This window comes from Kribbella sp. CWNU-51 (assembly GCF_054073265.1).
This window is the reverse complement of the sequence record NZ_JBSXMZ010000004.1, coordinates 549,572-562,212: the sequence shown is the minus strand read 5'-3', so window position 1 is coordinate 562,212 and position 12,641 is coordinate 549,572. Positions and strand designations below refer to the sequence as shown.

Genomic DNA, 12,641 nt, shown 5'->3' with positions numbered 1-12,641 from the left:
TGTGCTGTGCCTTCGTTCCTGGAGGCACCGGTCGCCGGTGCCTATCACGTGCTCACGTCCCTCGTCACCGCCATCGAACCGCTCACCGGCAGCTACGCCGCCGTGATCGCGATCGTCGTCTGTACCCTCGCCGTACGCCTGTGTCTCGTTCCGCTCAGCCTGCGGGCCCATCGCGGGTTGCGCGCCCGCGCGGAGCTGATGCCTGCGTTGAAGAAGCTCAGTGATCGCCACCGTGGCGATCCGGAGCGACTGCAGCGCGAGCTCGCCAAGCTCCAGGCGGAGTCGGGTACGTCGCTGTTCGCCGGGTTCCTGCCCACGCTCGCGCAAATGCCGTTCTTCTGGCTGATGTACACGCTGTTCTCCCGTGCGGTCGTGGCGGGGGAGTCGAACCAGTTGATCAGCGGCAGCCTCCTCGGCGCGCCGCTCGGCCTGCACTGGCCGGTCCTCACCGGCACCCCGGCGTTCCTCGTCCTCGCCGTCCTGCTGGCGGTCGTCGCCTGGTTCTCGGCGCGCCTCGCCCTGCGCCAACTCGACGAGACGGCTACGCCACTGTCCCGCCGGATGGCCCAGCTGCTGCCCTATGGCACCCTGCTCAGCGCAGCCTTCCTGCCACTGGCCGCCGGCCTGTACCTGCTCACCACCACCGCCTGGACCGTCGCCGAACGCACCATCCTGCAGCGCTGACAGTTGCCTGGAGCAACTATCTGTTTGCGGTCTGTCGCGTCATTCTGCTACCGTCTTTAATAAAGCCGGTTGCATAAACGCGATGGAGGGCGATGGATCCCGTACGGTCGGCGAACCAAGTCGCCTGTCTGCGCTTCCTGGCCGAGTCCGACGAAGCGCAAACGGTCGGAGTCATCAGCGCGGAGACCGGACTGTCGCGACCCACGGTGCACGCCGTCCTCGACGATCTGCTCGAGGCCGGTCTGGTCGTGTCCACCGACCCGGCGACCGTGGGTCCGGGCCGGCCCGCGCGTGCCTTTCAGTTCGCCCGGGAGACAGGGCTGGTAGCCGGTGTCGATCTTGGTCCGCGCGGGGCGCGAGCGGTCATCTGCGACCTGTCCGGCCGCCGGGTCGGCTACGCCGAACTGCAGCGGGACCGGCGTGCCGGTGTCTCCCTGATCCAGCGCGCGATCGACGCCGCGGCGGAGCAGGGTGTGGTCGACGCCGGGCGGCTTCGTGCGGTCGGCTTGGCTCTGCCCGGTGTGATCGAGGCGAACGGTCACCTGCGCGCCAGTCTCGCGTTGCCCGAACTGGTCGGCCTCCCGATCGTGGAGACCGTGTCGCAGGACCTGGGCCTTCCGGTTGCCCTCGACAACGACATCAAGCTGGCGGCGCTCGCCGAGCAGCGCGGAGGTGCGGGGCGCGGGTACTCCGACGTGGTCTACCTCCAGATAGGTCATCGGCTGTCCGTGTCGATCGTCCTGAACGGAGTCATTCGGCAAGGACGCCACCGGCTCGCCGGGGAGCTCGGAGCGCAGCGCGGCATGCGCTGGACGCGGAACGCGCAGCGCGGGCAGTTGATCTGGACCTCACACCCGAGCGGCGAGGCCGTGCTGAGCGCGGCTGCCGCCGGCGACGCGGCCGCCGAGGCGGAGATCGCGGACTTCTGCGCGCAGATCGCCGGTCGCATCGCCACCGTGTTGCTGGTCGTCGATCCCGAGGTCGTGGTCGTGCGGGGCTGGCTGGCGCAGGACAGTGACGCGCTGCTTCGTCCACTCGAGGCCGCGGTCGAGAAGGAGTTGCTCTTCCCTGAGCGCCCACCGTTCGTCGCCTCGGCCCTGGGGCGTGAGGCCGTGGTGCTCGGGGCGGTCGGCACCGCGTTCGACCAGTTCAGTTCAGACATCTATGGGATTCACGGCTACCCGAGTCCGTGGAGCCGGATCACTCACGACGTGGAGAGGACCAGCACGTGAAGCTAGGAGTCAGCTCGTACTGCTTCCGAGGGCTCATGAACAGCGGCGAGATGGACCTGATCGGGGTCCTGGATTGGGTCGCGTCATCACCTGCCGGGCATCTGGAGATCGCCGCGATGGACGGCGAGTACTACCTCGAGAACGACGGCGTCGTCCGCGACGCGGCCAAGCACTCCGACGATGTCGGCGTACCGATCGTGAACTACCTCGTCAGTGGCGACCTGCGGACGGCGGAGGACAAGGAGATCGACCGCCTCCGCCGGCAACTGGATGTCGCGCACCGCTTCGGCGCTCGCGTCTTCCGGCACGACGTCGCCCCGTGGGCGTGGCGTGAACAGGACCCGGGGGAGTTCGAGTCGACGTTCGAGCGGGTCGTGGAAGGTTGCCGTGCCGTCGCCGACCACGCCGCGGAACTGGGCATCGTCTCGACGATCGAGAACCACGGCTTCTTCATGAACGGCAGCGACCGGCTGGCCCGGCTCGTGTACGCCGTGGACCGCCCGAACTTCCGGGTCACGCTCGACCTCGGCAACGGCCTGTGCGTCGGGGAGGTGCCCGGCAAGACCGCCGCCGGACTGATCGACCTCGCGGCCTCCGTGGGTGTGAAGGACTTCCACATCCGCCGGTCCGCGGGCGACGGCTGGCTCAAGACGCTGGCCGGGGACTACCTGCTCGGCACCATCTCGGGTCACGGAGATCTCGACCTGGCGGGCCTGCTCGCCCTGGTCGCCACCAAGCCCGACGTACCGGTGAGCCTCGAGTTCGAGGGTCTGGAGTCGACTCCGGACGCCATCGAGCGCTCGCTCAACAATATCCTCCGACTGGCGGGAGCTGCCTGACATGACGACCCGGATTGCTGTCATCGGTGTGGGTGCCATCGCGACCCAGCACCTGATCTCGTACCAGAAGAACCCGCAGGCCGAGCTGGTGGCCGTCTGTGACATCGACCGGACCCGAGCCAAGGCACGCGCCGACGAGTTCGGCGTACCCCGGGCGACGGATGTCGTCGACGAGGTCCTGGCCGATCCCGGTGTCGACGCCGTGAGCATCTGCGTGCCGAACCTCCTGCACGCCAAGATCGCGGAGGCGGCGCTGCGGGCCGGCAAGGACGTGCTGGTCGAGAAGCCGATGTCCGTGACGGTCGCCGAGGCCGAGTCGCTGGTCCGCGCGACCAAGGAGACCGGTCAGGCCCTGCAGATCGGCTACGTACGGCGCTTCGCCCCGAATGCCCTGGTCACGAAGCGTTTCCTGGACGAGGGCGAGTTCGGCGACATCTACGCCGCGCGGGCCACGATCATCCGGGCCGCCGGCAACCCCGGTGGATGGTTCGGCGACGTCGACATCTCCGGTGGCGGCCCGCTGATCGACCTGGGTGTCCACATCATCGACCTGTGCTGGTACCTGATGGGCATGCCGACCCCGGTCTCGGTGTCGGGGGCGACGTTCTCGCCGCTCGGTGCCCGGGACAACATCCAGCACCTGACCCGGTACCGGGCCGCGTCCGAGACGCGGGTCAACAACGTCGAGGACTACGCGACGGCGCAGGTCCGGTTCTCCAACGGGGCGGTTCTCGACGTGGACACGTCGTACTCGCTGCACGCGCGGAACTCGACGAGTGTGAAGATCCACGGCGACAAGGGCGGCGCGGAGATCGAGCCGGAGCTGCTGATGGTCACCGAGCGGCACGACACCCTGTTGCACGTCCAGCCGCAGATCGACTCGCTCGGGTTCGACTTCGCGGTCGGGTTCGCCAACCAGATCGACAACTTCCTGAAGATCTGCCGCCGGGAGATCCCGGCCGACGCGACGGCGGAGCAAGGCCTCGAGATGGCGCGCATCCTGTCGGCGATCTACGAGTCCGCCCGGATCGGATCCGAGGTGAAGATCACTCGGTGACCGGGTCCGGCTTCCGTCGGCCGATCGTCTTGGCCGCGGCCTGGATGGCGAGGACCGAGGCCGACGAGGTGTTGCGGCGGCGGGACTCGAGGCCGTCGAGGATCCGGTTGAGGCCGTAACTGAAGTTGTCCTCGGCGTCGGTGGTCAGGTCGGTGGCGTCGTGGGCCGCGTACAGGGCGCGGAGGTTGGGGTAGGGCTCGGCGGCCTGGACGGCGGCGGGCCAGACCGCCGCGCGCCAAGCGTCGTGATCCATGCCGCTGCGGTGAAGTTTGGTGATCGTGGCGGCCTCGGTCGAGGCGATGCCGATCACGTATCCGAGCACGGTCTTGGAGGCGTGGTCGGCTTCGGCCAGCTCGAAGCCGGCGGTCAGGTAGAGGCCGAGCAGCTGGTCCGAGACGCGCATCAGGTTCGGGCCGAGGTAGTTCATGCCGACCTCGGCCAGCGTCGGCGCGACCCACGGATGGCGCACGATCATGGCGCGCACGCTGCGTGCCGAGGACTCCGCCGCCGCCCGCCACTGGCCGGGCCCGGTGACCGCGGGCACCTCGATCTCGCCGTACACCTCGTCGACGACGAGCTCGACGAGCTCCTCCTTGTTCGCGACGTGCCAGTAGACGGCGGTCGCGACCGCGCCGAGCGCGGCCCCGAGCTTGCGCATGGTGAGCGCCTCCAGGCCGTCGGCGTCCAGCAGCTTGAGCGCTTCCGCGACGATCTGCTCCTGGCTGAGCGCCGGCTGCTCGCGCCGCCGGCCGCGCTTGGGCCGGGTCCAGACGGACGCGTACTCCTCGGTCGCCATCCACGCACCACCTCGCTCCAGCGCTGTGTTGAACAACGTACAGGACTTTGACCAGCGTTCAATATCAGCTGATCAGGGCAGTGGTGATGGAGCCGGCGTACTGCTCGAGCCAGGTCTGGCGGTTCTTGATCTTGTCGCCGACTCCCTCACTCCACATCCGCTGCCAGCCGCCGCCGAGTGTGTCCGCGCGGTACTTCATCGTGTGCCAGGCCCGTTCGTTCAGGGCGATCGCTAGCTCCATCAGGCGCCGGCGGTCCGGATCGGCCAGGTCGTAGGCGTCCGCGATCAGCCGGCACCGCCGCACGCGATCCACACCACGGAACGCCGGGTCGACATCGGCGTCGTCGCCGAGCGGAGCCCACCACAGCATCAGGTTGACCAGCTCCCGCGCCCGGGAGACCGGGCGGGCGAGGTCGAAGTCGATCAAGGCGTACGCGCGGCCGTCGCGGAATACCACGTTCTCCGGCGTGATGTCTTGATGCCCGACGAGCTCCACGGGATCGGCGACGGCCGGAAGACCGGGCGGTTCGATCGGCGCCGGCAGATTCGCCGGGATCCCGAAGCTCTCGACCGCATCGTCATACGCGCGGACCAGCCGGGCCAGCGAGATCAGCCGGTCCTCGTCGGCGATCCAGCCCGGGTGTGGGCGGCCGGCGACCTCGCCCTCGACGTACGAGAGGACCTGACGCCCGGCCGAGTCGACGCCGAGGAACCGGGGAGCACCCTCGAACCCGGCCGACTCCAGGTGCAGCAGCACGTCCCTGACCATCGCGGCCCGCTCACCGGGCGGCCGCCGTACCGTGTCACCAACCCGGACGAGTCCTTCGGTCACGTCCCCGCCGAGCAGCGGAATCTCTTCACCCTCGTCGACCATCGTGCTCCATTCTTCACCCGCTGAGCTGTTCACCTGGATGTCATCGGCAGCGCAGAATCTTGGCGTATGAGTACTCCTGATCTGGTGCAAGAGCTCGGCTTCCGTGTCCTCGACGACGAGGACGACGATCCGGTGCTGCTGCGTGCCGACGGTACGCCGGTCGACACCTGGCGCGAGGGCTATCCGTACGGCGAACGGCTGCCGCGCGAGATCTACGACCGGGACAAGCGCCTGCTGCAGATCGAGTTGCTCAAGCTGCAGTACTGGGTGAAGCGGTCGGGGCAGCGGCTGGTGATCGTGTTCGAGGGACGCGACGCGGCCGGCAAGGGCGGGACGATCAAGCGCTTCATGGAGCACCTGAACCCGCGCGGCGCGCGCATCGTCGCGCTGGAGAAGCCCACCGAGCGCGAGAAGACCCAGTGGTACTTCCAGCGGTACGTCGAGCACCTGCCGGCCGCGGGGGAGATGGTGCTGTTCGACCGGTCCTGGTACAACCGCGCCTGTGTCGAGCGGGTGATGGGGTTCTGCACGCAGGACGAGTACGAGGAGTTCCTGCGGCAGGCGCCGGAGTTCGAGCGGATGCTGGTGCGCTCGGGCATCCTGCTGATCAAGCTGTGGTTCTCGGTGTCGCAGGCAGAGCAGCAGACCCGCTTCACGATCCGGCAGATCGACCCGGTGCGGCAGTGGAAGCTGTCGCCGACCGACCTCGCGTCGCTGGACAAGTGGGCCGACTACACCGAGGCCAAGGAGGCGATGTTCCACTACACGGACACGCTGCACGCGCCCTGGACCGTGGTGAAGAGCAACGACAAGAAGCGCGCTCGGCTCGAGGCCATGCGGCACGTGCTCAGCCGCTACGACTACACCAACAAGGACGTCGAGCTGGTCGGCAGCCCGGACCCGAAGATCCTCGGCCCAGCCGCCCAGGTCCTCGAACACGGCGAGTCCGCCACCCGCGCCTTCCCGGCTCTCTGACCCCTGAAAGGGGAACGAAGGCTAGGGGGTGGTGGTGAGCGGCAGGTGGACGGTGAAGGTGGCGCCGGTCGGGGTGGAGTCGGTGACGGTGACGTGGCCGCGGTGGGCGGCGACCAGGGCGGCGACGATCGAGAGTCCTAGGCCGGAGCCGCCGGTGGTGCGGGTGCGGGCCGAGTCGGCGCGGTAGAAACGCTCGAAGACCTTGGCCTTCTGCTCATCGCTCAGGCCCGGGCCGGTGTCACTGACCTCGAGGATCGCGTCGTCGCCCCGGGTGCCGACCGAGACAGTGATCGGCGCGTCGAGCGGGGTGTGGTGGAGCGCGTTGCTGACCAGGTTCCCGAGCACCTGACGCAACCGAGCCTCGTCGCCCTCGACCACCGGCGCTTCGGAGTCCTGCAGAATCTTGAGCGAGATGTTGCGCTCCGGCTGCACGGCCTGGGCGTTGTGCAGCGTGTCGGCGGCGATCGGCAGCAGATCCACCGATTCCATCTTCAGCGGCCGCTGTTGATCGAGCCGTGCGAGCAGTAGCAGGTCGTCGACGAGCAGGCCCATCCGCTTGGCCTCGTCCTCGATCCGCCGCATGGTGTCCGGATCCGTCGCGTCACCGCGCTGCCGGGCAAGCTCCGCGAAGCCACGGATCGAGGTCAGCGGCGTCCGCAATTCGTGAGACGCGTCGGCCACGAACCGCCGCATCCGGTCCTCGGACTGCCGGGCCGCTTCCTCCGACTGCCGCGCGGCCTCCTCGGACTCCCGGGCGGTCTCCTCGGAGCGCCGGGCGGTCTCCTCGGAGCGCCGGGCGGCCAGTTCGGACGCGGTCCGTTGCGCGAACGCGGTCTCGATCTGCCCGAGCATCTGGTTCAGCGCGAGCGACAACCGCCCGACCTCGGTCCGGGGATCCCGCTGCGGCACCCGCTGGCTCAGGTCCCCGCCGGCGATCGCGACCGCGGTGTGCTCGACGTCCTCGAGTCCGCGCAGACTTCGCCTTACGACGTAGGTCCCGATGCCGGCCAGCAGCACCAGGAGGATGATGCCGGCGGCCGCCTGGATGCCGACCAGGCGCTGGATCGTGTGGTCCATGTCCTTCAGGCTCTGCGCGACCATCACCGAGCCAGAGCCATTGTCCAGCGGGATGGCGACGACTCGCCACGTCGCGCCGCCGGAGACGGCGTCGACATTGAAGGACTTCCCGTCGAGCGCCCGCACCTGGTTGAGATTCAGCGTCGGTAGCTTCGGCAGCGGCTCGGTCTCGGCCAGCCGGGCACCGATCGGACCGCCGTCGCTGGTGCCTTCGGAGTCGTTGAACTGGACGACGAACTCACTCGGCAGGGGACGACGACCCAGTTCGCCGGTGCCGGGTGGCTGCGGACGCCGGTCCGGCGGGATCCGCTGGACCTGCATCACGGTCTGGTGCAACTGCTCGTCGACACGGTCGACGAGGTAGCCGCGCATGATCGTGGTCGCCACCACGCCGGAGGCGGCAAGAGCGAGCGCCACCAACGTCAGCAGGACGACGACGATGGTGACGCGCAGTGGGTACCGGTCGGCGAAGCGCCGGTGGGTCAGTTGCATCAGTTGGGGCCTCGCGGGGTGCGCAGGACATACCCGACCCCGCGGACGGTGTGGAGCAGCTTCTGGTCGCCGGTGTCGACCTTACGGCGCAGGTAGGACATGTACGACTCGACCACGCCGGCGTCTCCGGCGAAGTCGTAGTTCCAGACCGCGGACAGGATCTGGCCCTTGGACATCACCCGCTCGGCGTTCTCCAGCAGGCAGCGCAGCAGCTTGAACTCGGTCAGCGAGAGCTGGACCGCCTGCCCACCCTTGAACACCTCGTAGCTGTCCTCGTTCAGTTCCAGATCGGCATAGCGCAGTACGGCGGACTCGGTGGTCGTCTGCTCGCGGTGACCGGACCGGCGCAGCAGTGCCCGCACCCGGGCGACCAGCTCGTCCAGACTGAACGGCTTGGTGACGTAGTCGTCGCCACCGGTGTGCAGGCCGAGGACCTTGTCCTCGACCGCGTCACGGGCGGTGAGGAACAGCACCGGCACATGCCGGTCCTCACCGCGCAGCCTGCGGACCACTTCGAATCCGTCCAGGCCCGGCATCATCACGTCGAGGACGACCAGGTCGGGCTCCACCTCACGGGCCTTCCGCAGCGCCTCGGCGCCGTGGGTCGCCGTGGTCACGTCGTACCCGGCGAAACGCAGACTCGCGGACAGCAACTCGACGATGTTCGGCTCGTCGTCGACCACCAGCAGATGCGGACTCATGCCCCACAGTCTGCCGCTGGAACCCATGTGAACCCTGGAAGGTTCCTGGCAATCAGCTGTGAGTTGTCAGCGCGGCCCGTGCTTGAAACCCCATTTCTGACCCGCCGCGTCGCGGGCGGTGCCGTCGTTGATCGTGGTCGCGGTCGCCGTGTTGCCGGCCACTACGGCACTGACCGAGACCTTGCTGCCGGTCTTGATCGACGCGATGCCGTCGCGGGCCGAGTTCACCAAGGTCTCGGCTGCCACGGCGTAGGTGCGGCTGTACCCGTCCTCACTCTTCAAGGTGATCGAGTCCTTGCTGACCGCGGTCACGTCACCCTGCTGGGTGGCGACGGTCTGATAGCCGCCGCCGTCCTTCGGGACCACGAACTCGCCGTGCAGCGCCCCGCCGACACCGAACTCACCGCGATGCCCGAACCCGCCCTTGCCCGGTCCACCGGGCTGCTGCTGGTTCGGCGTGGACGGTGTCGACGGCGACGCCGAGGGGGACGGCGTGGGATCCGCGTTGGTTGCGGCCCAGGCCACTCCGCCTGCGGTGGTGGTCACGGCGACAGCGGCAACCGTGCCGAGGAGCCGCCACCGCTTCTGTGAGAGCTTCATCCTGCTCTGCCTTCCGAGCTGCGTGCCAGGCTGACCTGGCACTGGTCTTCCCACGCTCCACCGCCGAACTGAGTCTAGGCTCCGGTGCGGCTGAGAAAACCCTGGCAATTCAGACCACGAAGAGCACGGCGGCTAGCCAGACCGCCGCAGCCAGCGACGTGCCGATGAGCTCGATCAGGATCGACACCCCGGTCTGCCGCAGCGCGTGCTTGGTCGACGTCCACGCGGCGGCGTGCGTGCGCTGCCGCTGGACCTCGGACAGGTAGACACCGATCGGGAAGCCGACGAACATGCCGACCACCGGGATCACGAAGAACCCGACGATCCCGAGCAGGACGCCGACGAGCATGGACCGGCGGGGCACTCCGGCTTCCCGGAGCCGTCGCTCCGGTACGACGTACTTCACCACCTGACTCGCACCGATCAAGGCCCCGGTGATCGCGAACACGATCCAGCCGGTCGCGCTCTGCGCCAGGATCGCCCAGACCAGGATGGCCGCCAGGCTGAGGAGCGCCCCGGGCAGGATCGGCACGACGATCCCCACGATCCCGACGAAGATCGCGACGCCGACCAGGACGGTCACTCCAGTTTCCACACCGACACTCTGCCCCAAAAGCAGCCCTTTAGGGTGGAGGTATGTCCGTATTGATGCCACGCCTCCGGCGCGGCGGGTCATGGGGCTGTTACTCCCGCCCTTCCCTCGTCGCTCCAGTCGCTACGCTCCCTACACTCCTCAGTCCAGGGCGGGAGGCCCCATGACCGGGCTGCACGAACTCGTCACCGCACTCGCTGCTCCCTGGGTGGTCCTGTCGCCGCGATCCGGGCAGCTCACCGGCTCCGGCGCCGAGGGGGTGTACGCCCGCGACCGGCGCATCCTGTCCCGGCTCAGGGTCACGGTCGACGGCCGGGAGCCGATCCCGGTGCACGCCGTCGAGCGCTCCGCGGCGGCTCATGAGTACGTCGCGATGGTCGAAGGACTCGGTGACACCCGGCACGATCCGACCGTGATGCTGTACCGCACCCGGGAGGTGGACGGCGAGGGCCTGACCGAGCGGATCACGCTGGTGAACCGTTCCCGCGCGGCGATCGCGTGCCGGCTGGATGTTGCCTTGGGCACCGATCTCGCCGGGACGGCCGCGGTGCGCAGCGGAGCGGCCGCCGAGCTGCCCGACCTGACACCGCTGCCGACGAGGGCCGGCGAGCCCGGTTGGCTGCACTGGGAGAGTGCCGGGACCCGGGTGAGCGTGAGTGCCGATCCCGGGGTCGCCACCGTGCCCCGGCTCGAGCCGGGGGAGGAGTTCACCATCACCCTGCGCGTCAGGGCCGACTTCCCGACGTCGACCACCGGCTTCTCGATCGAGCCGCCCGCGGACAGAGCGCCGTACGGCGTCGGCCTGAGCTGTGACGACAGGCGGGTCGAGCGTTGGCTGCAGCGCTCGCTCGACGACGTGCTCGCACTGCAGTTGGCCGTCGGCGCCGATCGCTATCTCGGCGCCGGCCCGCCGTGGTATCTCACGCTCTTCGGCCGCGACTCGCTGATCTCGTCCGGCATGCTGATCCCGGTCGACCCCGGACTGGCCGCCGGCACATTGCGAGCGCTCGCCGCCTGGCAAGGCACCAAGGTTGACCCGGACTCCGCAGAGCAACCCGGCAAGATCCCGCACGAGCTCCGCGCCGAGGTCGCCGACCACGGCGGCGGTCTCGTCCTGCCCGCGGCGTACTACGGAACGCATGACGCGACCCAACTCTGGATCACCACCCTCCACAAAGCTTGGCGCTGGGGCATGCCGGCCAAAGAGGTCAGCGACCTGCTGCCGAACCTGCGCCGCGCACTCGGCTGGATGAAGGACTACGCCGATCCCGACGGCGACGGCTTCCTCGAGTACGTCGACGAGTCCGGCCACGGACTGGCCAACCAGGGTTGGAAGGACTCCGCCGACGCGGTGCAATGGCCGGACGGCACCCTCGCCACCGCACCCATCGCGCTGTGTGAGGTGCAGGGCTATGCGTACGCCGCGGCGGTCAGGGGAGCCGAGCTTCTCGAAGCGCACGGTGAGTCCGGCGACGAATGGCGGGAGTGGGCAGCCGCCCTGCAGGAGCGATTCCGCTCCGCGTTCTGGGTCGACGGTTACCCCGCGATCGCGCTCGACGGCGCCAAGGACCCGGTCGTGGGTCGCGCGTCGAACATGGGTCACCTGCTCGGCACCGGCCTGCTCGATGCGGACGAGGAGCAGGCGGTCGCCGACGTCCTGGCCGGCGCGGAACTGAACAGCGGCTTCGGGTTGAGAACGTTGTCCACGGCAATGACTCGGTTCAACCCGCTCGGCTATCACACCGGCAGCGTCTGGCCGCACGACACCGCGATGACGATCCAGGGCCTGTACGCATCAGGTCACGGGGCGGTGGCTTCGTCGTACGTGGACGGTTTGATTCGTGCCGCGGAAGCCTTCGGCTATCGGTTGCCCGAGTTGTACGGCGGTCGCGGTACGGACGAGGAGAACACGCCGACGCCGTACCCGTTGTCCTGCCGGCCGCAGGCGTGGGCGGCCGCATCGGTCGTCGCGGCCGTGGTTGCGGCGCTGGGCATCGAGTCGGATGTTCCTGGTGAGACGCTGATCGTGAACCCGGCTGAGGCGCCGTGGAATGTGCTCGAGGTCACGGGACTCCGGCTCGGTGACGACGTACTGTCCGTGCGCGTCGAGGACGGCGTCCTGACCGTGCTGGACGCGCCTCAGAACGCGCTGATCAGGGCGAACGCCGACAGTCCGAAGTAGATCGCGGCGACAACCAGGTCGCTCCCGCCGTACCTGTGGTGTGAACGGAAGGATGGCGGCCACCCTTCCGGGTGACCGCCATCGAAGCCTGTATGACTTTGGCGCCGCCGTTGGCGCGTTTAGGAAGCCAGGTCCTTACCGATCCTCGTCCGTGGCGACGGTCGGGGTCGCTTCGAGCCGTCCCGTCTCGTCGTGGATGGTGATCGCGATGTTGCGCAGCTTCTCCGCGTGCTCCCGGCCGTGGTGGGCGCAGAACAGAAGCTCCCCACCGCTGGTCAAGGTGACACGAACGTAGGCCTGCGCGCCGCAGCGATCACAACGGTCCGCAGCCGACAGGGTCGAGCTCGGGGCGAGTGCTGTAGTCATTGAGGCCTCATCTCATCTAGTTCCGTACTCACCAGATAGGAACATCCTGACATGCGGATCGCTTCCCGGATGGGGCAGCGTGTCCGTATGTGAGACGAACCACCTGTTCCCGTATGACGCATCTTGACGAGGAATCGTTTCGGAGACGGGCGAATTCTTGTTTCCAGCGGGTGT

13 protein-coding genes are annotated in these 12,641 nt (G+C 68.5%); 6 read left to right on the top strand and 7 right to left on the bottom strand.

Features of this window, described 5'->3' with window-relative positions; translation table 11 throughout:
• The first annotated feature begins 6 nt into the window (after positions 1–6).
• The 4 genes from ACXC9Q_RS04690 to ACXC9Q_RS04675 all read left to right on the top strand — a co-directional run bounded on the left by ACXC9Q_RS04690 (position 7) and on the right by ACXC9Q_RS04675 (position 3,812).
• A complete protein-coding gene (locus ACXC9Q_RS04690; protein ID WP_457055217.1) occupies positions 7–684 on the top strand; it encodes a YidC/Oxa1 family membrane protein insertase in 678 nt (225 codons plus the stop codon).
• Positions 685–776: 92 nt separating this feature from the next.
• Complete coding sequence (locus ACXC9Q_RS04685; RefSeq protein WP_457055216.1) at positions 777–1,916, top strand: ROK family transcriptional regulator; 1,140 nt, start codon at positions 777–779, stop codon at positions 1,914–1,916.
• Positions 1,913–2,755 carry a sugar phosphate isomerase/epimerase family protein gene (locus ACXC9Q_RS04680; RefSeq protein WP_457055215.1) on the top strand — a complete coding sequence of 281 codons (843 nt, stop codon included), beginning with the start codon at positions 1,913–1,915 and terminating at the stop codon, positions 2,753–2,755. The genes ACXC9Q_RS04685 and ACXC9Q_RS04680 overlap by 4 nt, the downstream gene beginning before the upstream one ends.
• A gap of 1 nt (position 2,756) precedes the next feature.
• Complete coding sequence (locus tag ACXC9Q_RS04675) at positions 2,757–3,812, top strand: Gfo/Idh/MocA family protein (protein WP_457055214.1); 1,056 nt, start codon at positions 2,757–2,759, stop codon at positions 3,810–3,812.
• On the opposite strand, the gene ACXC9Q_RS04670 is transcribed toward ACXC9Q_RS04675, so the two are convergent.
• Positions 3,802–4,608, bottom strand: coding sequence for a TetR/AcrR family transcriptional regulator (locus ACXC9Q_RS04670; protein ID WP_457055213.1), 807 nt, complete (start codon positions 4,606–4,608; stop codon positions 3,802–3,804). The genes ACXC9Q_RS04675 and ACXC9Q_RS04670 overlap by 11 nt on opposite strands.
• 64 nt (positions 4,609–4,672) lie before the next feature.
• Positions 4,673–5,515, bottom strand: coding sequence for a phosphotransferase (locus tag ACXC9Q_RS04665; protein ID WP_457055212.1), 843 nt, complete (start codon positions 5,513–5,515; stop codon positions 4,673–4,675).
• Between the two features lie 33 nt (positions 5,516–5,548).
• On the opposite strand from ACXC9Q_RS04665, the gene ppk2 reads away from it, so the two are divergent.
• Entirely contained in the window at positions 5,549–6,457 is a 909-nt protein-coding gene (ppk2, locus tag ACXC9Q_RS04660; RefSeq protein WP_457055211.1) for a polyphosphate kinase 2, read from the top strand.
• Positions 6,458–6,478: 21 nt separating this feature from the next.
• On the opposite strand, the gene ACXC9Q_RS04655 is transcribed toward ppk2, so the two are convergent.
• The 4 genes from ACXC9Q_RS04655 to ACXC9Q_RS04640 form a co-directional block, all read right to left on the bottom strand.
• Positions 6,479–8,026, bottom strand: coding sequence for a sensor histidine kinase (locus tag ACXC9Q_RS04655; RefSeq protein WP_457055210.1), 1,548 nt, complete (start codon positions 8,024–8,026; stop codon positions 6,479–6,481).
• A complete protein-coding gene (locus ACXC9Q_RS04650) occupies positions 8,026–8,727 on the bottom strand; it encodes a response regulator transcription factor (RefSeq protein WP_457055209.1) in 702 nt (233 codons plus the stop codon). Before ACXC9Q_RS04650 ends, ACXC9Q_RS04655 begins: the two co-directional genes overlap by 1 nt.
• Before the next feature lie 66 nt (positions 8,728–8,793).
• A complete protein-coding gene (locus ACXC9Q_RS04645) occupies positions 8,794–9,327 on the bottom strand; it encodes a hypothetical protein (protein ID WP_457055208.1) in 534 nt (177 codons plus the stop codon).
• 109 nt (positions 9,328–9,436) lie between these two features.
• The gene (locus ACXC9Q_RS04640; protein WP_457055207.1) at positions 9,437–9,922 is read right to left on the bottom strand and encodes a DUF456 domain-containing protein; all 486 of its coding nucleotides are present in this window, start codon (positions 9,920–9,922) and stop codon (positions 9,437–9,439) included.
• A gap of 160 nt (positions 9,923–10,082) precedes the next feature.
• On the opposite strand from ACXC9Q_RS04640, the gene ACXC9Q_RS04635 reads away from it, so the two are divergent.
• Positions 10,083–12,101 carry an amylo-alpha-1,6-glucosidase gene (locus ACXC9Q_RS04635; protein WP_457055206.1) on the top strand — a complete coding sequence of 673 codons (2,019 nt, stop codon included), beginning with the start codon at positions 10,083–10,085 and terminating at the stop codon, positions 12,099–12,101.
• A 135-nt stretch (positions 12,102–12,236) separates the two neighbouring features.
• On the opposite strand, the gene ACXC9Q_RS04630 is transcribed toward ACXC9Q_RS04635, so the two are convergent.
• Positions 12,237–12,467, bottom strand: coding sequence for a DUF7455 domain-containing protein (locus tag ACXC9Q_RS04630; protein WP_328520910.1), 231 nt, complete (start codon positions 12,465–12,467; stop codon positions 12,237–12,239).
• Between the last annotated feature and the right edge of the window lie 174 nt (positions 12,468–12,641).